The sequence below is a fragment of the Cytobacillus firmus genome (assembly GCF_023657595.1).
In the GTDB taxonomy this organism is placed as follows: Bacteria; Bacillota; Bacilli; order Bacillales; family Cytobacillaceae; genus Cytobacillus; species Cytobacillus firmus_B.
Map to the genome: position 1 here is coordinate 3,005,357 of NZ_CP098323.1, position 18,073 is coordinate 3,023,429.

The following is an 18,073-nucleotide window of genomic DNA, read 5'->3' on the forward strand; positions in this document are numbered from 1 at the left end:
CCTGCTTTATTCTTTTACTTCCTCGATAATCGACTGTCCTTCAGTTCCTTCATCATCCTGCCACTGCCATTTTTCATGCAGCCTGATGCGGCCGTCCTCCAATATTTCAGGGGTGGAGAGACATTTTCCGCCGCGCAGCTGATTTTTGTTATTCACATGGTTATATCTGAATTCCAAACATCCGTCTTCATTGGCAATTCCAATCAGTGTCCCCTGAATGATTTCTCCCCCGCCATAACTAGCTGATATTATTTTTCCATCCTGTTTATAATGAAAAAAGGTCTTTGATGAAACTTCACCATTCTCTGTATTTTGCACAGAAACAAAGGTACGGCCATTGTAATTCATAAAAATATCCTCCTGGTATGTATCGATTTATAAATCCCCTTTTAAAATGGAGTACATATACAAGTCATCAAATTTCCCGTTAGTATATTCATAATGCCTAAGCAGTCCTTCTCTCGTGAAGCCCTGCCTTTCAACCAGCTTCTGGGATGAGAGATTTTTTGGCTCGATCAAAGCTTCTACCCTTTCAAGCCCAAGCTGTTCAAAGCCGAATTGTAAAACCCTCTCAAGGGCTTCATTCGCAATTCCTTTTCCCCAATGCTCCCTGCTTAGTTCATAACCGACTTCACTTCGGTAATGTTTCGGATTCCTATTCAGGAAACCGCAGCTCCCAATGACCTTCCCTGAATCCTTCAGTGTGATGCCCCAGCGAATTCCTGTGCCATTTGTATAAATGGATTTATACCATTCTATTTCTCCAAGCACCTCCTCTGGAGTTTCACAGGCTGAGATTCCCATATGCTTTACAACCAGCTGATCTGACAGGTATACAAACATATCTTTTGCATCTTCTTCAGTTGCTTCTCTTAAAATTAATCTTTCTGTTTCAAGAATCGGAAATGCTTTTTCCAACGGACTGCCTCCTCTGCAAAATATCTATCTTCAACTATACCAAATTGCTGTAAAAAAATCCTATCATATGGAAATTACTTCAAAACCAGCTTTATCCATGTTACACTCTATTATTAGTAAAATATAAACAAAAGGAGAATTTCTGTGAAACGTTATGGTCTATGGCTGCTGTCTGCCGGATTGATTCTTTCCGCGTGCAGCAATGACAAAGAGAAAACAGCCGCTGATTCACCTGTTAAAGAAGAGCAAAAAAAAGAACAAAAGCAGGTAAGCATTTTAGCAGAGTCTAAGAATATTAATTTAGAGATCTCTGAAGAAACCCTGCTAAATTTGCCTCCTGGAACCCTAATGGATAACCTTACATACGAAAAAGACATTGAAGCCATTGAAGTTATACCGGAAACTGATCCTGAACTTTTAAGGAAGATGACGCCCAAACTGGAAGAGCTGACGGAGGAAGCCAAAGATACAGACTCTATTAAAAAAGGGCTAGTTTCCCTGCTGGCGAGTCCACATTATAAAGACATTATTGAAAAGTCCAATGCCTACAAACCCGATTTTGAAGAACCTTACCTGCCGGATCCCACCAAGTCAGAACCCGGAGAAGAAGAAAAAAAGGCAGCAGAACAGGCCATTATTCTTCTGGATGCCAGTTCATCCATGCTGCTGCAGGCAGACGGCAATGTGAAAATGGATATTGCTAAAAGCGCCGTCAAGAGTTTCGCCCAGACGATTGGCCAAAGCAGTGATGTATCCCTTGTGGTCTATGGCCATAAAGGCTCTGAAGCAGACGCTGATAAAAAAATTTCCTGCTCTGGTGTTGAGGAAGTCTATCCTATGAGCAACTATTCCAAGAAGGAATTTCACGAAGCTGTTGATTCATTTGAAAGCAAAGGCTGGACGCCTCTTGCCGGCGCCATTCAAAAAGCAGCAGAAATGAGCAGCGGCTATGACGGCTCCACCACGATCTACATTGTCAGTGACGGTGCCGAAACATGTGACGGCGACCCTGTCAAGGCCAGCAAGAACCTTGTGAAAAACAACAGCAGCAATACTGTTAATATCATTGGGTTTGATGTAGACGGCAAGGCCGAGGATCAATTAAAAGCAGTAGCCGAAGCCGGCAACGGGGAGTACTTTAAAGCAGACAGTCCCGACGATCTGAAAGACACCATTCAATACGAGTGGCTTCCGTCTGCCGGTGACCTCGCATGGGCTTTTACAATGGCACCCAGCCCGTGGGAAATGATGGATGAATATAAAATCGGTGAAGTTTATCCCCGCCAATTATTTACAGTCGGCAGGCGTGAATCACAGCGAATCCTGGATGCCGTCACCATTATGGGCGATAAGGGCTGGATCACGGATGAGCAGCGATCCGAACTCCGTGAATGGGGCTATGAACGCAGCGGCCAAATGAAGGATCTGTATATGGAGCTGCACGAAAAAAATCGGAATACAGCTGAAACGGAAAGTGATGAAATTAGACAGAGAGTAGACGAATGGGTTGAAAAAATGAAAGCTCTGAAGAAAGAACGCGGGGATATTTGGTGACAAAATTTTTAAGAATGCTCCGGGCGGCATGCTCTGAGCATTCTTTTTACTCTTTGGGTATGAAAATAAAATTCCTCTTCAGCTCGGCCTCATTAATGGAGATCCGATACGATAAATCTTTTGTCCGCAGTACATATTCTTTAATGCCAATAAATTCAGATTCCGCAATCAAGTAAAAGTGCGTACCCTTTTTTAAACCTTTAAAATGATTCTTTAACTTATATTTTTTCATGATGCTCCTACATTCTATTTTTAAACTTCTCCGGCTTCTTCACATACCCTTCAATGATAAAACCGCAGCTAGTGCAAATAACATATTCAATATCAGAACCGAGACTCATCTTATACACAGGAAACATGACCCCATATCCCGAATGCTTCCCTTTCCCCAGCTCATTTGATCCGCACTTTGGACAATTTTCTGCTTTCATATTCATTCTCCTTTCCGCTTCTATTAGTAAGTCATACGTTCAGAAGCATGAAAAAGTTTCACGAAAACAGTAATTGCGGCCATACAGATCCGGTACTATTCAGCTGCTGTAAGTGATTCCTTTGATTTGAGCACCTGAATATAAACTCCTGTCAGTGTCTGAGTCAGCAAAAAGATTGGGAAAGAATGCATGAGCTTATACCCTTTTTGCAGGGTTATTATATCTGCAGCTGTTAAAACCCATTGAAAATAAACACCAAAAAATGCCCATACCAATACATACATAATGAACGTTTTTTTGCCGATGTTCAGTTTTTCATAAAGGTAAAAAAAGAAGTAGCCAAATGGGGCAAATAATATATAGTATAAAATATCTGTGACTTCATAATTGTTTAGATCATTAACCTTATAAAAATCTGTTCTGCCTCCGCCTATTGTGAAATCATAAAGGATCCCAACGGCTATGCCCCACAGCAAACTCAGCACTCTGACCTGCTTCGCCAGCCTGTCCGGCCTTCTTATTAGAAGAAAATATACAAAATAGGCAGCAGCAACCATGAGCAAAAGATAAAGCTCGTTGTTGCCAAATTCCTTCCACATTTTCATGCTTCATTCACCCCTCTTGTCTTAAGCTGTCCAAAATACTTAAGTAAGAATTGAACCACTAAATGCAGGAGGAGTAGATAGATGATTTCATAGCCTATATTCCATTCTTTATAATCCACAATTCCAAAATACCCGGCAATCATTACAGCAGAAACAAGGAATGCAACGGAAACCGTCATTATAATAAACTTTGAAGCCAGCGAATCACCTGTCCTTACTAAATTTAATGTGATTGCTAATGTGATTGGAAGCGTTATGCTTCTATGTATTAAAAAGGCGGAATTGTTTAAGATCTGCTGGGAAATATCCGCCATATTCAGCTCTTCATAAACAATCCACGTATAATTAATATTAATGACCATCGCCGACAGATACACAAAGGTATTTTCAATAAAAGTCAGCTTCTTATTCATAGTAGTAAACAGTACAAGCACCAGCCAGGCAAGAAAAACCAAAAGTACAAACCCCATGTAACATCAGCCCCATTTTTTTGTTAGTATTTGCGGGGGAGGGATAATTATTCTGCCGTGCCACCCTTTAGCTGTTTAGTCGGGGTTCTGACTCAAATACTGTGATTTTTGCTTTCTGTGTCCGAAGTTGGGTCAGGTTCTGACTCAGACACTCCGTTTTCTGCTTTCTGTGTCCGAAGTTAGGTCAGGTTCTGACTCAGACACTCCGTTTTCTGCTTTCTGTGTCCGAAGTTGGGCCGGGTTCTGACTCAGACACTCCGTTTTCTGCTTTCTGTGTCCGAAGTTGGGTCAGGTTCTGACTCAGACACTCCGTTTTCTGCTTCCTGTGTCCGAAGTTGCTCCGGGTTCTGACTCAGATCCTGCGATTTCTGCTTCCTGTGTCCGAAGTTACTCCAGCTTCTGACTCAAATCCCTGGTTTCCGGCGTTCTCTGTCCTAAGTTGGGGCGGGTTCCGACTCAGACACTCCGTTTTCTACTTTCTCTGTCCGAAGTTGCTCCGGGTTCTGACTCAGATTTCTGGTTTAAGTCTTTATTTATCCAAAGCTGCTCCTTACTCCACGCCCGACCCCAACTGACCCCCGCCATCCTAAACAGTCTGCCGCTCAATCAGCTTCACCGATATTTCCACATGAGTACGGCTTTCACTATCTATCGCTTGAAGCATCAGCTTTTTTCCCATTTCCACCAGAGGGATTTCAAGTGTGGTGATGTGCATGATTTTGGCTATCGGCTGGTTATCAAACCCCATAATCGCGAGATCCCCGGGAATGCGAATCCCTTTTTCCCTGCAGGATGTGACGATTCCGGCAGCAGCAAAATCACTTGTTACCAGCAGTGCACTTGGGGGATTATCCATGTTCAATAACCGCTGGACCACTTCCTCGCCATGCTCAAAATTCAGACACTCATAAAAGATATAGTCTTCATTATAAGACTCCCCAATCCGCCTTACAAAATCTTCGTAGGCTTTTCCGCGCTGCCTGCTGTTGGCGCCGGACCTTCTTCCTATGCAATATCCTATTTTCTGATGGCCTTTATTATGTAAATACTCTAAAGCATTAGTGAATGTCTTATAATGATCGATAAAGGTTGAGGACACATCCTGATTCCTTGCATCCTCACAAAGGACGATGGGGCCATACTCGGTAAACTGGCTGATGACCTCCCAGCCGCAGATTCTTGAACAAATGATTAAGGAATCAATTTGCTTATGCTGCAGCATTTTCAGAGCCTCAATTTCCCTCTCTTCCTCGTAATTCGTCTGAAAAAGAACTAGTTTATAGTTGTTTTTCATGGCTTCATTGGCAATCCCTTCTACCAGCAGACCGAAATAAGGATGATTGGTAAAAGGAACAACCACTCCAATAAGAAGGGTCTCCCCTTTGCTCAAATGAACAGCATTGATATTCCGCTGATAATTAAATTCCTCCATCGCCTGCAGTACCGCTTCCCTCTTATCCTCCCTCACATAGGGATGATTATTGAGCACCCTCGAAACGGTTGTTACTGACACTCCCGCTCTTTTAGCGATATCTTTAATATTTGCCATAAACCCACCTGTTTTTTTCACGTTTTTTCTTGCTATGAAATGCGTTTCATAAATTAAGCTTTTCTTAACAACTAAAGGAGGTTTCCTTCATGTTCATTCTATCTGGAATATTCTATCTGGTTTTATTATGCAGTTCTATTCTTGCCCTGTCATCTATTCCTATTTCTCTCTATCCGAAAAAGAAAGCAAACAAGAACACTTATGCAAAAGATTACTACAGCTCTTTATTTGATGTCTACGGGGATGACGCATAACCGGCAAAATACCACCCTCCCATTTTTTAAAATTTCCGTGTATAGTAGCATGTATCCCAACCCGAAAGGAAGACATGCTATGTTTATTAAAATAACAAAAGAGCAGCAGCAAAAGATGATAGAGGACATCCAGATTTTCTTTTCCGAGGAGAGAGATGAAGATCTATCTGAGTTCTCTGCGGAAAGAGTATTGGATTTTGTTAAGGAGTCTTTGGCCCCGCATTTCTACAATGCAGCAATCGCTGATGTAAAGCATGTGGTGGAACAGCAATATGCTTCAATGGAGGATGAAATCCTGACGCTCGAGCGTCCCATAAAGTAGATTTCAGCAAAGGAATCACCTATTCATGGGTGATTCTATTTCATTTAGCAGAAACAATCATGTAAATAAACTTTAATACTATGTTATCCTCCTGTCATTTTTCTGAAAGTGATCAGTGATATGATTATTTTGACTGCTGTATAGATTTTATAGAGAGCGAGCAAGAAAAATGAACATTACTGATGCTGTAGGGCAATTGCATAAATCTGGAATAAAGGCGAATAGTGAAGACGTTGAGCGCTGGATTGAAGAAGGAAAAATAAAAGCGGAACGAAGCGCGAGGAGGCAAGTCAGCTACTCCATAAAGATGAAGGATCTCGCTGATTTCATCATTCAGGAAAAAGAAGTGCTGTATCGCCAAAAGCTCGAAGGAGTCCTGCTTCAGGTTAAAGACCTGAAAGGGCAAATCGAAATCCTGAATACCCGTGTCCAAATAGAGGAATCAAAGGTGAAATCCTTGAAGAAAATGATTCAGGCACAAAAACTGATTGTTGATGAAGAAATTAAGCCGGCAAAGCTTTTGGACCTGAAGCCTGATGAGGATCTGCAAATAGTCAGAAAAGAATTCAAAAAGCTATTAAAAGCCCTCCATCCAGACCGCGGTGGAGATGAAAGACTTTTCAAGGTGTTTAATGAACATTATAAAAACATCTTTTAACCATTGGAAATCGAGTATACATACATCTTATTTCCCGCTTTATGGAAGGTTTTTTCCTTTTTCATGCCCGCTTTCTCTGCAACACGGATAGATGCAAGATTATGGACGTTAATAATGGAAACCAGCTTCCTGTAGTTTAAGCTGGTGAACCCATACTCTTTACAGGCTAGTGCCGCTTCCGTGGCATAGCCTTTTCCCCATTCACGCCTGGCAAACAAGTAGCCGATTTCCATTTCAGTAACTGCGCCTGTATCCTGCGGGGTAATCCCGCACTGCCCCAAAAACCTGCCTGAAGCTTTCTCTTCCGCAATCCAAAGGCCGACCCCATATGTCCGATAATTACGCAGCGTCCAGCTGATCCAATCTTCAGCCTGCTCTTTTGTTTTTGTGGAGCGATAAAATCTCATGGCCACCGGGTCTGAAAAGATTTCCATCAAAAAAGGCAGATCAGTTCTTTTCATTTTTCTTAAAATCAATCTGTCTGTTTTTAAGACAGTACTGGTCACTCTTATCCCCCTTCCATTATTTCGCACATTCATAAACCGGAAAAGATTGTCCATCTACATATCCATCTCTAACTTCATGAACTGCGATTTTATTAAATCCGCTGCTTTTGAGCACTTTCTCGAATTCACCCGGTTCATAGAGCCGTATAGGAAAGTCCATCATCTCTGTTTTTTCCGTGATCCCCTTTCGAATGGCTTCATACTTCAGCTTGATCTGAAGGATTTTCGTTTCTTCCTCATATGCTATTTTTCTGTATTCTATAATGGACTGTCCGCCAAACTCTTTCCTGTTCGTTTCCGCCCATTCGGAAACCTCTTCTATCTCATGGTCTTTTTCCACAATAGTGAGTAACATTTTTCCTTTTTCATTGAGGGCATTCTTAAGATTCTTAAGACTTTTATGTACCAGGGAATCAGGCAAAAGCGAAAAAGAACCATAAGGAATCATAATTAAATCATATTGTTTTTCACTTTTAAATTCTTCTATTTTCTCTAGAAATATAGCGGGCTTTAAGTTTAATGCAACAGCTTTTTCCCTGCACACCTTCAGCATGTCTTCTGAGATATCAAAGCCATCGACCTCAATTCCATTCTGCATGAAAGGAATGAGCATTCGGCCATTGCCGCACATCGGCTCCAATACTTTCATTTCACGGTCTTTTATATATGACAGGTAGAAACTCAATTCTGCACCTTCAGCCATTGATTTATCACTTTCATACATTTTTGCGCAAAGTTCACCGTAATAGGCAATCATCCATATCCCCCTGCTTTCGCTTTCTATGTCACACTTATTCAACATCACTATGAGAATATCCTTTTTAGCATAAATCTGAAATTTCGTATTGCGAATTAAATTCAAAATCTTTAAAATAAAACAGAAACCATTTTTGAAAACCAGGGAGACACACATGAACCGCAAAATTTTTCTGTATGTAAAAGCCTTTTCTGATCTGGGCACGTTCATGGACTTGATTGCCATTAATGTGCTCATGTATGTGGCCACCGGAAGCTCTGCCTGGCTTGCTGCCACAATGGCCTTCAGGACACTTGGGGGCGTTTTATCCAGCCTTTTCTCAGGGATTCTCGCCGACCGATATGACCGGCGGAAAATAATGATTTGGACGGATGTTTTCCGGGCCGTTATCATTCTATGCTTAATTCCGTTTCCCAACCCCATCATGATTCTCATTGTCTGCTTCTTTATTGGTTTGACGTCTAGCTTTTTTGCGGTAAGCTACAGCGCAGAAATTCCACAGATTTTTGGGCAGGATAAAGTGCTGGAGACAAATGCTTTAATTTCCAGGCTAACGTCTGTCAGCCTGGTGTTTGGCTTTATCGGGGCTGGAGTCATCACTGATTTCCTTGGCTATGAGGTCACTTTAATCCTTGATGCCGCCACCTACGTTATTTCGGCACTGGTTTTGGTAAAAATGAAGTGGCAAACATCTGAACCGGCCTTGAAAGAAGGAATCAGCAGCGGCTTTAAGGAAAAGCTGGCCGGGATGGGCCGGGATTTGAAGGAAGTTTATTCATTTATCTTACTTAAACCAATGCTGCTGCTTGTCAATATTGTCTTTCTTATCGGGGCATTTGCAGGAGCTTCGCATAATTTAGGGATTCCGCTGCTGGCAGAAGAGATCGACAGCAGCAAACAAAGCTTCTATTACGGCATAATATGGGGGGTATGGGGGATCGGTTCCGTACTGGCAACTATCATCCTGCCAAGATTGAAAAGCCTTCAGGGGAACCGCCTTTATTTTGCCTGCTTCACAGCAGCCATGCTAATGTCCGCAGGATTTATCATCTTCCTGTCCAATACGGTCTTAGCTGTCATTCTGCCGTTTGCCTTTTTAACCGGTATTTTTGATGCGTGCTTCACGACTCTGCATACCACCATCCTGCAAAAGACAGACAACCACATCAGAGGCAGGATTTTTGGAGTCGGCATGCTTTTAAAATCATTGGGTTTTGCCCTAGGGTTTGTTGCCGCGCCGCTTTTACTTGAAGTTTTATCGTTGGCTAAAATGGTCTGGGTTTTTCATGGGACCTTAATTTCCGCAAGTATTTTCGTCCTCATTTTTGCTGCAGGGATGCAGAAAAAGGGGAAGAGATTGAGTCAAAGTGCTTAAAAATAGCCCAGTTCATGAACTGGGCTCATTTTATTGACGAGGTGCAAACAGGATGACAGATGCCCCTATTAGGCAAATCCCTGCACCAAGCCAATCATAAAAATCAGGTGTTTTTTTATCTATGCCCCATCCCCATAAAATGGACAGAATGATAAACACACCTCCATATGCAGCATACACTCTTCCAAAAGACGGGAAGGCCTGGAATGCTGCAATAACACCGTATAATGCCAGAATCAATCCGCCCGCGATTCCCCATGAAAGAGGCTTTCCTTCGCGTATCCATTGCCAGATTAAATACCCTCCGCCAATTTCGGCTAAACCGGCCAGTATAAATAAAATAATAGCCTGAAACATCTTTTCACTCCCGGAAACATTTGTTTCTAGTTTACATGTTCTCACTCAAAAAGGTAAACCTTATCCCCTGATGCGATCTCACCTGTTTTCAGGACAGAGCAATACACACCGAAGTGATTATTCCTTTTACTGATCACCTTTTTATGGAGGCTTGGATCCCTTTCCCCGCTTTCAGGATCTACTGTAATAATCATGCATCGTTCACAATGCCGCTTAACTTTCAGCTCCACATTTCCTATCTTCATCGTCTTCCCAAACCACTGTTCCTCCATAAAGGGTTCATTTTTCACTAGGGAAATCATAAGATTCGGACGAAACCGCTGGAAGTCCAGCTTCTCTTTTCCCCATAGCTCTTTCATTTTCTTTAGGGAAGTATTTGTTATCACTAAAATATTCTCTTCTTCAATTGCCCCTTCTGGAACATGTATAGGACTGTACTGCACCGGATTAATTTTTGCGGAAGAATGTTCTTCTATTTCTTTAATCAATTGTTCATCATCCCAGGGGACCTGTTTTCCGTCCGGAGCTGTAATTCTAACAGGCGGATATTTGTCCTTATTTTCCTCACCCATAAACTCAGCTTTATACCGCACCATTTCCGGAAATTGAGTAATCGTCAAGTATTTACCTGGCCTGGACTCATCCAGATAGGCATGACTGCGATCCCCATACAGTCCATAATTCATTACATTCGTTTTATTCACGCTTTCCCCATGAAAGCTTTTCACCGGATAACGGACAATCTCCCTTATATGTCCAATCAGCATTTTCACTCCCCCATTCAAGAACAAAAGCGCAAGCGCCTTGCTCACCCCCGACACCTCGAGGGGGTAGGCGCTGAAGCTAGACGTAGATAAATTCATCCACAAAGTTATAAACCTATCGCGATTTTATAATTCCTAAAAAGTAAAAAATCCATGACAGCATTTTCGTCTATCATGGAAATCCTATTACTGCGGCCGTTTTGTTTGCCGCTTGGCTTTTTCATCCCTGTCCAACCTAATAATTTTTTCCCGGACATCTGGAGGTATGGAGACAGAGGTCCGTTTTGATTCAGGTTTCATTCCTGCACCTCCCCATTATTTAACGACTTTGTAGCGTTTATGGCTGATCACCGTTTTAATGGGCTCATCCTTTTTCGGATTGACCCCAAGCTCTACAATGACTGAGTTATCCCTGACCACGACTACTCTGCCTTTTTTCCCTTTTTCAGATCCGCTTATGATGCTAATCATATCGCCAACATCCGCTTTCTTTCCACTGCTTACCTTATCTGTTTCTTCAGCCATCTCGATTCTCCTTTAAAAATAAATATATTTTTAACTATGTCGCTAGTATTGCCGTTTTGGCGTTCTGCAAAACCCGTTTTATTTTCGTGATATTTTATTAATATGAAGATCCTTCAATAAATTTAAGCCTGCACGGATGATCATCATGATACTTCCAGCAAGGAAAAACGAGATGGAAACCGTCTGGCTGACATCTGTCAAAAATAGTATACTTCCGATTAAATAAAGAACACCGAGGAGCATGTCATTTACAAATGAAACAGCCTGATATCGCTTTTCAATGACCATTTTGTAGCTGCCGATCTCAATATGCACATCTTCCTGCTGTTTCCTAACAATATTTTTTATCTTCATGAATAACACCCCCTGCTTTGCCTTTTCCACATGAGGTGCCAAACATTCATGATTTTTCGAAAAGATGTTAAGAAAAATAATCCAGGACCAATGAAGCCAGCAAGCCGATCGCTGCAATAAATCCGGTCACCGGACCGCTGTCCTCAAAGGCTTCAGGCATCATCGTGGATGCAACCATGGCAATAATCGCACCTCCGGCAAATCCGGCAATCCCTGACAGCACCTCTTCTGAAGCTCCATCCAAAAATATGTACCCAGCCATTGATGCCATTCCCGAAATGACAAATACCGAACTCCAAAGGAGAATGATTTTCTTTTTTGAGTAACCGCTTTTTTTCATACCTGAAGTACTTGAAAGCCCCTCAGGAAAGTTGCTGATAAAAATGGCGGTGACTAAAAGAAAGCTGACCGAATCTGCTTCAAGCAGGCTTGTTCCGATCATGATCGATTCTGGTATGGCATCCATAATGGTTCCCGCGAAAAGCACAATTCCGCTGCTGGCTGCTGCTTTATGGCCGGACCTTTTCCTGTGCTGTGCCCCTTTTTTGGAAATCATTATATCGAAGAGGGTAAAGGTAACAGCCCCTGCCATAAATCCAATGCCGGTAGGCAATAACCCGCGGTTATGGACAGACTCCCCAAGAAGCTCAAATGAGGCTGCACCAATCAGGACACCTGTACCGAATGCCATAATGTACCCGATTAATTTCTTCCGGATGGGCAGAAACATGGCTGCCAATGCCCCTAGCAGGACCGCTGACCCTGAAACTGCGCCCCAAAATGCAGCATTCCACACCAGGACCACTCCCTTCTCGTTGTATTGTTTAATTATTTCCTTTTTGCCCGCCCTAAAAACCACTATTCAGAATAAGATTAAAAAAGCAGAACCTCGAAGGTTCTGCTTTTGCTCTATCTAATGTTTTTTAATGCACCACTCCAGGATATCACCTGGTCAATCATTGCGTTCACATTATCGAGATGAAGATCTTGAGGTTTAAATACTGTACCATTTTCAAAATCAGTAAATAAAGACAATGTTGGATGCACGCGCACATCAGCGATCATTAATTCACCCATGATCCCGCGCAGATGTTCAGCAGCTCTCGCACCGCCGGTTGACCCATAGCTTACAATTCCTGCAGCTTTATTGTTCCACGGTTCACGGGCCAGATCAAGTGCATTTTTTAATGCGCCTGTAATACTGTGGTTATATTCCTGGACAATGAAAATGAATCCATCCAGGCTACTAAGCTTCTCATTCCATGCAGCAATTCCTGGCGAATCCGCTTCACCTAAGAATGGCAACTTGAAATCAGCGATATCTATAATCTCATATTCGGCATCACCGCGTTTATCGGCAATCTCTTTTACCCATGAACCGACCTGAGGGCTAACTCTCCCCTGACGTGTGCTTCCTAAGATAATTCCAATATTTAATTTCTCGCTCATTTTTTGTTCCTCCTTAGATTTTCTCCCAAATAATTGATTAAAAAAACCCATCACTCACACCACCTGATGATAATTTATACTCCTAAAATAATTCGATTCCCTGAAGGGTCTTCCGTAATTACCTGATTATTTTCAACTGCTGCAGCCGCGCCAAGCTTTTTCAAATTTTCTACTGCCTGGTCGATAGCCGCTTCATTTTCAAAAATGAGCTTGAAGGATTGAAGTCCGGCACTATTCTCTGAAGGCTGCGGAGCTCCTACTCCATTCCATGTATTCAAACCAATATGATGGTGGTATTTTCCGCTTGAAATGAATAATGCCTGTGTTCCATATCGGCAGACCGCTTCAAACCCCAGTCCCTCTGTGTAAAATTTTTCGGTATTCGCCAGTTCAGCCACATGTAAATGAATATGCCCCATGACTGTACCGGCGGGCAAGCCCTTCCAGGACTGCTGCTGACCAATGGAGAGCAGGTCAGGAAAATCCAGCGGATCGACGGTCATCATAACTTCCCCATTTTTCCAAGTCCAATCGGAAGGACTGCGGTCAATGTAAATTTCTATTCCATTGCCATCTGGATCAGATAAGTAAAGTGCTTCACTGACAAGATGGTCGGATGATCCAAATTGCAGCCCGATCTCGACGAAATGACGCACTATTTTAGCCAAATCGGAGCGTTTTGGAAGCAGCAGAGCGAAATGATATAAACCAGTTGTTCTTCCGATTGCGGGTTCAACATTTTCCGGCTGTTCGATGGTCAGTAATGCGGTTTTGCCATCAGCGGTCAGCTGGGCAGTTTTTTCAGTTTTGGTTAATACCTTAAATCCGATTACTTCTTTATAGAAAGACAGAGACCGTTCCAGATCCTGAACTTTTATATTGACCTGAGCAACAAAGGTTATAGGTTTTTGATGAAAGTTCATATGAAATTCTCCTCCCATTAGTTTGCCTTTGATTGTGTTATTTTGCTCTCAAGAGACAGTGGTGATTCCTTGGCTAATACAAAATAGATTGATGCAGCAAGCAGGATTAAATCTAATTCATATCCCGCCATTTGACCGTTCCCCAACAGACCTAGAGGCAGCTTAGCAGTAAAGATAGCACCTAGCATGATGACAGCAAATAATACAGAAACAATTTTTGTCCCAATTCCCAGAATAAGCGCTATTCCTCCTGCCAGCTCAATAACGGCAACGATATAAGCCATAAAACCTGGAATACCTATACTATCGAAGAAACCAGCTGTATTGCTGATGCCTCCCTGAAATTTTGATAAACCATGAATAAAGAAAATAAATCCTAAAATTGCACGCAGAATGAAATTTCCTAATTCGTTTTTGTTCATGTTTTTTCCTCCTTGGATAGTAAGTTTGTTTTTTGTTAGTTACTTACTTTATGTAAGTTAGTATATAATTTAAATTAAGTGTCGTCAAGTAATTATTTTATTAATAGTTATTTAATTATTTTTGGTTTATGATTATAATAATAAACAAGGAGTGATACGGATGGAGAAATCACTAATTTGTCCTAGATTTGAAAAAGCCATTGGCATATTGAGCCAGCGCTGGACCGGATTGATCATCTATCAATTACTTAACGGGCCACAGCGGTTCTGCAGTATCGAATCATCTATCGGGATTAGCGGCAAAGTTCTTTCAGACCGGCTAAAGGACTTGGAAAATGAGGGAGTCGTAAAACGCAATGTCTTCCCTGAAACTCCTGTAAGAATTGAATATTCCCTAACAGAAAAAGGCCTTGCCATGGAGCCGTTAATGAAAGAAATAGAAAAATGGTCACAGACCTGGTTAGAAGCATAAAAAAGAGTCTTCCCGCTTGGGGAAGACTCTTTTTTTGCGTTATCATTTTGGTGACGGGTTTTGATTGGGTCGGTGCCTGGGTTTGGACTCAGAATCCCGGTTTCTCGTCTTTTGTGTCCGAAGATAGACCAAGTTCTGACTCTAACTCCCTGATTTTCGCCTTTTGTGTCCGAAGATAGACCAAGCCTGACTCAAATCCCCGGATTCTCGCCTTCTGTGTCCGAAGATGGACCAAGTTCTGACTCTAACTCCCGGATTCTCGCCTTCTGTGTCCGAAGATAGACCAAGTTCTGACTCTAACTCCCGGATTCCCGCCTTCTGTGTCCGAAGATGGACCAGGTTCTGACTCTAACTTCCGGATTCCCGCCTTTTGTGTCCGAAGATAGACCAAGTTCTGACTCAAATCCCCGGATTCTCGCCTTCTGTGTCCGAAGATGGACCAGGTTCTGACTCTAACTTCCGGATTCTCGCCTTCTGTGTCCGAAGATGGACCAAGTTCTGACTCAAATCCCCGGATTCCCGCCTTCTGTGTCCGAAGATGGACTCAAACCTCACTCTGCCTGTCCGAAACCGAAACCAGGTTCCAACGCTGATTTCATTATCCAAACAGCTTCACACTTCAAACTATTTACCACTTATCTCTTTAATATACTGCTTTACAACTTCATACACATAATCCTGATTTGCTGCCGCGGTGTTGGGATCGTACTTGCCCCCGTTTGTCTTGTTATTGGAAAGGACGCGAATTCCCAGGAATGGAACACCATATGCTCCGGCAATCTGCGCTGCTGCAGCACCTTCCATTTCTTCCACCGATGTTTCATAGTTTTCATGGAACCAGTTAATGCGGTCCACTTCATTATTCCATAAGTCTGCTGAACCTATCGTTCCTTCAACTACCTTGCCCTTGGTGTACTTATCTTTTACGGCATTGGCAGCGGCCAGCAGATTTTCATCACCTTCAAAGTAGCGAATCTTTTCTGCATCAGGGTCTTCCCCCGCACTTCCTTCAGAAGCCATGAGGTCCATTGGAATCCAATTGGTTGGTTCGATTCCTTCTCCTTCTTCTAAATGCCCCGTTTTCAGTGATCCGATATTGACTGTTCTTTCGCCTAATACAATATCATACACATTCAAGCTCGGATCATGGCCGCCGGATGTTCCCTGATTGATGATGGCAGCTGGATCATATTTTTCAATGGCAATCGCGGTAGCTGCAGCTGTATTTTCCATACCCTTTCCTGTCTTGGCAACGATGACTGGATACTTGTCCAATTTTCCTTTATAGAAAACAAAATTCCCTGATTTTTCAACCTTAACCTTGTCTAATCGCTGGGCAAATTTTTCTGCCTCGATCGGCATAGGTCCTTGAATAAGAATTGGCTTTTGTGCCCCTTCTGCTTCTGTTTCAAATTTTGGTGCTGAAGTGCACCCTGTAAGCACGGATACAGACATGACTGCGATGGCAGCGATTGATGCTAATTTCTTTTTCATTTTACGTTCTCCCCTTCTCCTGGTGTCTGATGCACCGTAGTGCCGGTAATAGAAAATAAAAAAGGCCTAAAAAAGCAGAATGAATTCTACCTTCCAGACCATAGAGTTAAAGCAGCTGCCAAAAAAGAATACAGCTTTTTTAATACTTTAACCCGTAGTCCGGTTCTTTCATTGGGAACCAGGTAGAAACGCTCAGACCATATTACCGAGCATATACGAGTGATGTTTTTTATAAGTTTACTTTGCCAATATAACAAATAACCCTTATAAATTCAACTGAAAAACGAACATTTAGTTCATAATTACTAATTAATATTCGTAATTACAAAATTCACAAAAAAACCTCCAGCAGAAAACTGGAGGTTGCACACATTATGCCGCTTTCTTCACTTCTGAAGAATTTGACTGGCTGCTGCCCTTTATTACTGCAATCGCAAGACCGATCAGACCGCCTGCCAAGGACGGGACAATCCAGCCTAAGCCAACATCATATAAAGGAAGGATTGCACTAAATAGGTCATTGATTGGCGCGAATGTAATACCTGCTGCATTCAAGCCATCAAACAAACTTACCACAAATGTGAAAAGCATGCTTCCCTGATAAACTTCTTTCCTGCCTTTAAAAATCGGATGAAGGAATGTAAGAGCCATCAGTGCAATCGCCAATGGATAGATTCCCACCAATACAGGTACAGAAATGGTGATCAGCTGGCTTAAACCAAAGTTGGCAAAAACGGCGCTGAATATAGATAAAACCACTACGAACATTTTGTAAGAAACTTTTGGCATCAGTTTATTGAAGTATGAAGAGCACGCTGTGATCAGACCGATGCTGGTAGTCAGACAAGCGCCAAACACAATTACACTTAGAAGCAGTGTACCAAATGAGCCAAAGTAATGCGCAGACGTACCTGATAGAACAGCACCGCCGTTATCCAATGCTCCCAGACCGCTGACACTTGACGCTCCAATAAAGGAAAGGGATGTATAAATGACTGCTAATAAACCGGAAGCAATTACTCCTGCTTTGGCAATAGATACCATGATCTCCTTCTTGGTTGCAGCGCCTTTTTCCTTTACAGCATTTACGACAATAATCCCGAATACAAATGCTGCCAATGCGTCCATTGTCAGATAGCCTTCCTGGAACCCTTTAAAGAATGCACCGTTCACATAGGCTTCAGTCGGAGCCTGGAATGCACCCATTGGATTAAAGAATGCCGCACCGATCAAAACAGCAATAACAATTAGAAGAATAGGTGTTAAATATTTTCCTACGATATCAACAATTTTTGATGAATTCAAAGAGAAAAATGCTGTAATTCCAAAGAAAATAATTGAAAATATAATTAAGCCGACTAAACCGCTTCCTTCTGACAGATAAGGCTTAATGCCGATTTCGTATGAAACGGTAGCTGTTCTCGGAATCGCAAAAAGTGGTCCAATTGATAAGTACAGGGCTACTGTAAAAGCCAGTCCGAATAATGGATTGACACGGCTTGCCAGCGATTGCAAGTCACTTTTCCCCGAGAAGCCCAAAGCCAGGATGCCAAGCAATGGCAAACCCACACCCGTTATAATGAAGCCTGCGTTTGCTGACCATATATTCGTTCCTGCCGATTGGCCCAGCATTGCAGGGAAAATTAAGTTTCCTGCCCCAAAAAATAAGGCAAAGAGCATAAAACCAACTGTCACTGTAAATGAGAATGGTACTTTGTTCGTCATGGTTATTTCCTCCTATTAACAAGGCTATAAATTTAACAAATTTAAATTTTCTGATATTATAGCGCGCTAATATTATTATTTTTGCACTCTAGTAATATATCGCATAACTCAAGATAACATATTCAAAATACTTATGCAATATATCGCATAAATCTTTTTGTCGAATCATGCGATATATTGAATTTTTTA

At 42.1% G+C, this 18,073-nt stretch carries 25 protein-coding genes and 1 riboswitch; of the genes, 6 read left to right on the top strand and 19 right to left on the bottom strand.

The genetic code is table 11. From position 1 onward, the window contains the following. Window positions 1–6: 6 nt before the first annotated feature. Together NAF01_RS15150 and NAF01_RS15155 are read right to left on the bottom strand one after the other, a co-directional pair. Window positions 7–348, bottom strand: coding sequence for an avidin-fold protein (locus NAF01_RS15150; protein WP_250800735.1), 342 nt, complete (start codon window positions 346–348; stop codon window positions 7–9). 27 nt (window positions 349–375) lie between these two features. Next, the gene (locus NAF01_RS15155) at window positions 376–918 is read right to left on the bottom strand and encodes a GNAT family N-acetyltransferase (RefSeq protein ID WP_222501529.1); all 543 of its coding nucleotides are present in this window, start codon (window positions 916–918) and stop codon (window positions 376–378) included. Window positions 919–1,062: 144 nt separating this feature from the next. Between NAF01_RS15155 and NAF01_RS15160 the strand changes: the two genes are divergently transcribed. Next, window positions 1,063–2,472: a vWA domain-containing protein gene (locus tag NAF01_RS15160; RefSeq protein ID WP_250800736.1), complete on the top strand. Its 1,410-nt coding sequence runs from the start codon at window positions 1,063–1,065 to the stop codon at window positions 2,470–2,472. 46 nt (window positions 2,473–2,518) lie between these two features. On the opposite strand, the gene NAF01_RS15165 is transcribed toward NAF01_RS15160, so the two are convergent. From NAF01_RS15165 to NAF01_RS15185, 5 genes are all read right to left on the bottom strand, one after another. Next, window positions 2,519–2,704: a hypothetical protein gene (locus NAF01_RS15165; protein WP_163140913.1), complete on the bottom strand. Its 186-nt coding sequence runs from the start codon at window positions 2,702–2,704 to the stop codon at window positions 2,519–2,521. 7 nt (window positions 2,705–2,711) lie between these two features. Beyond that, a complete protein-coding gene (locus NAF01_RS15170) occupies window positions 2,712–2,903 on the bottom strand; it encodes a transcription initiation factor TFIIIB (protein WP_434964676.1) in 192 nt (63 codons plus the stop codon). Between the two features lie 95 nt (window positions 2,904–2,998). Beyond that, a complete protein-coding gene (locus NAF01_RS15175; RefSeq protein WP_250800738.1) occupies window positions 2,999–3,508 on the bottom strand; it encodes a hypothetical protein in 510 nt (169 codons plus the stop codon). Then, complete coding sequence (locus NAF01_RS15180; RefSeq protein WP_250800739.1) at window positions 3,505–3,978, bottom strand: hypothetical protein; 474 nt, start codon at window positions 3,976–3,978, stop codon at window positions 3,505–3,507. Before NAF01_RS15180 ends, NAF01_RS15175 begins: the two co-directional genes overlap by 4 nt. A 586-nt stretch (window positions 3,979–4,564) precedes the next feature. After that, window positions 4,565–5,527, bottom strand: coding sequence for a LacI family DNA-binding transcriptional regulator (locus tag NAF01_RS15185; RefSeq protein ID WP_250800740.1), 963 nt, complete (start codon window positions 5,525–5,527; stop codon window positions 4,565–4,567). Between the two features lie 89 nt (window positions 5,528–5,616). On the opposite strand from NAF01_RS15185, the gene NAF01_RS15190 reads away from it, so the two are divergent. The 3 genes from NAF01_RS15190 (at window position 5,617) to NAF01_RS15200 (ending at window position 6,761) form a co-directional block, all read left to right on the top strand. Further along, window positions 5,617–5,781 carry a hypothetical protein gene (locus NAF01_RS15190; RefSeq protein WP_163140928.1) on the top strand — a complete coding sequence of 55 codons (165 nt, stop codon included), beginning with the start codon at window positions 5,617–5,619 and terminating at the stop codon, window positions 5,779–5,781. A gap of 79 nt (window positions 5,782–5,860) precedes the next feature. After that, on the top strand, window positions 5,861–6,103 hold the full coding sequence (locus NAF01_RS15195) for a DUF2164 domain-containing protein (RefSeq protein ID WP_048010769.1): 243 nt from the start codon (window positions 5,861–5,863) through the stop codon (window positions 6,101–6,103). A gap of 169 nt (window positions 6,104–6,272) precedes the next feature. Then, window positions 6,273–6,761 carry a J domain-containing protein gene (locus NAF01_RS15200; RefSeq protein WP_048010768.1) on the top strand — a complete coding sequence of 163 codons (489 nt, stop codon included), beginning with the start codon at window positions 6,273–6,275 and terminating at the stop codon, window positions 6,759–6,761. Here NAF01_RS15200 and NAF01_RS15205 read toward each other — a convergent pair. Then, complete coding sequence (locus NAF01_RS15205) at window positions 6,758–7,267, bottom strand: GNAT family N-acetyltransferase (RefSeq protein ID WP_250800741.1); 510 nt, start codon at window positions 7,265–7,267, stop codon at window positions 6,758–6,760. The genes NAF01_RS15200 and NAF01_RS15205 overlap by 4 nt on opposite strands. Before the next feature lie 16 nt (window positions 7,268–7,283). Beyond that, a complete protein-coding gene (locus tag NAF01_RS15210; protein WP_250800742.1) occupies window positions 7,284–8,024 on the bottom strand; it encodes a class I SAM-dependent methyltransferase in 741 nt (246 codons plus the stop codon). A 154-nt stretch (window positions 8,025–8,178) separates the two neighbouring features. On the opposite strand from NAF01_RS15210, the gene NAF01_RS15215 reads away from it, so the two are divergent. Next, a complete protein-coding gene (locus NAF01_RS15215; RefSeq protein ID WP_250800743.1) occupies window positions 8,179–9,399 on the top strand; it encodes an MFS transporter in 1,221 nt (406 codons plus the stop codon). A gap of 30 nt (window positions 9,400–9,429) precedes the next feature. Here NAF01_RS15215 and NAF01_RS15220 read toward each other — a convergent pair whose 3' ends face one another. From NAF01_RS15220 to NAF01_RS15255, 8 genes are all read right to left on the bottom strand, one after another. Further along, the gene (locus tag NAF01_RS15220; RefSeq protein WP_048010767.1) at window positions 9,430–9,756 is read right to left on the bottom strand and encodes a YnfA family protein; all 327 of its coding nucleotides are present in this window, start codon (window positions 9,754–9,756) and stop codon (window positions 9,430–9,432) included. 41 nt (window positions 9,757–9,797) lie between these two features. Continuing rightward, the gene (locus tag NAF01_RS15225; protein WP_250800744.1) at window positions 9,798–10,523 is read right to left on the bottom strand and encodes an MOSC domain-containing protein; all 726 of its coding nucleotides are present in this window, start codon (window positions 10,521–10,523) and stop codon (window positions 9,798–9,800) included. Between the two features lie 312 nt (window positions 10,524–10,835). Beyond that, the gene (locus NAF01_RS15230; RefSeq protein WP_197206238.1) at window positions 10,836–11,045 is read right to left on the bottom strand and encodes a DUF2187 family protein; all 210 of its coding nucleotides are present in this window, start codon (window positions 11,043–11,045) and stop codon (window positions 10,836–10,838) included. 78 nt (window positions 11,046–11,123) lie between these two features. Continuing rightward, a complete protein-coding gene (locus NAF01_RS15235) occupies window positions 11,124–11,399 on the bottom strand; it encodes a YrhK family protein (protein ID WP_250800745.1) in 276 nt (91 codons plus the stop codon). 67 nt (window positions 11,400–11,466) lie between these two features. Beyond that, entirely contained in the window at window positions 11,467–12,195 is a 729-nt protein-coding gene (locus NAF01_RS15240) for a ZIP family metal transporter (RefSeq protein ID WP_250800746.1), read from the bottom strand. A 113-nt stretch (window positions 12,196–12,308) separates the two neighbouring features. Next, window positions 12,309–12,899 carry an NADPH-dependent FMN reductase gene (locus NAF01_RS15245; protein ID WP_250800747.1) on the bottom strand — a complete coding sequence of 197 codons (591 nt, stop codon included), beginning with the start codon at window positions 12,897–12,899 and terminating at the stop codon, window positions 12,309–12,311. A 23-nt stretch (window positions 12,900–12,922) separates the two neighbouring features. Then, window positions 12,923–13,771, bottom strand: coding sequence for a VOC family protein (locus tag NAF01_RS15250; protein ID WP_226617603.1), 849 nt, complete (start codon window positions 13,769–13,771; stop codon window positions 12,923–12,925). A 17-nt stretch (window positions 13,772–13,788) separates the two neighbouring features. Beyond that, window positions 13,789–14,193 (bottom strand): DoxX family protein, encoded by a 405-nt coding sequence (locus NAF01_RS15255; RefSeq protein WP_197206233.1) that lies wholly within the window; start codon window positions 14,191–14,193, stop codon window positions 13,789–13,791. Between the two features lie 160 nt (window positions 14,194–14,353). On the opposite strand from NAF01_RS15255, the gene NAF01_RS15260 reads away from it, so the two are divergent. Continuing rightward, a complete protein-coding gene (locus NAF01_RS15260; protein WP_048010760.1) occupies window positions 14,354–14,665 on the top strand; it encodes a winged helix-turn-helix transcriptional regulator in 312 nt (103 codons plus the stop codon). A gap of 624 nt (window positions 14,666–15,289) precedes the next feature. On the opposite strand, the gene NAF01_RS15265 is transcribed toward NAF01_RS15260, so the two are convergent. After that, window positions 15,290–16,159, bottom strand: a complete 870-nt coding sequence (locus NAF01_RS15265; RefSeq protein WP_250800748.1) for a 5'-methylthioadenosine/S-adenosylhomocysteine nucleosidase — start codon at window positions 16,157–16,159, stop codon at window positions 15,290–15,292. Window positions 16,160–16,294: 135 nt separating this feature from the next. After that, a riboswitch (purine riboswitch) is annotated at window positions 16,295–16,398 on the bottom strand. A gap of 133 nt (window positions 16,399–16,531) precedes the next feature. Next, complete coding sequence (gene brnQ / locus NAF01_RS15270) at window positions 16,532–17,884, bottom strand: branched-chain amino acid transport system II carrier protein (protein ID WP_250800749.1); 1,353 nt, start codon at window positions 17,882–17,884, stop codon at window positions 16,532–16,534. Between the last annotated feature and the right edge of the window lie 189 nt (window positions 17,885–18,073).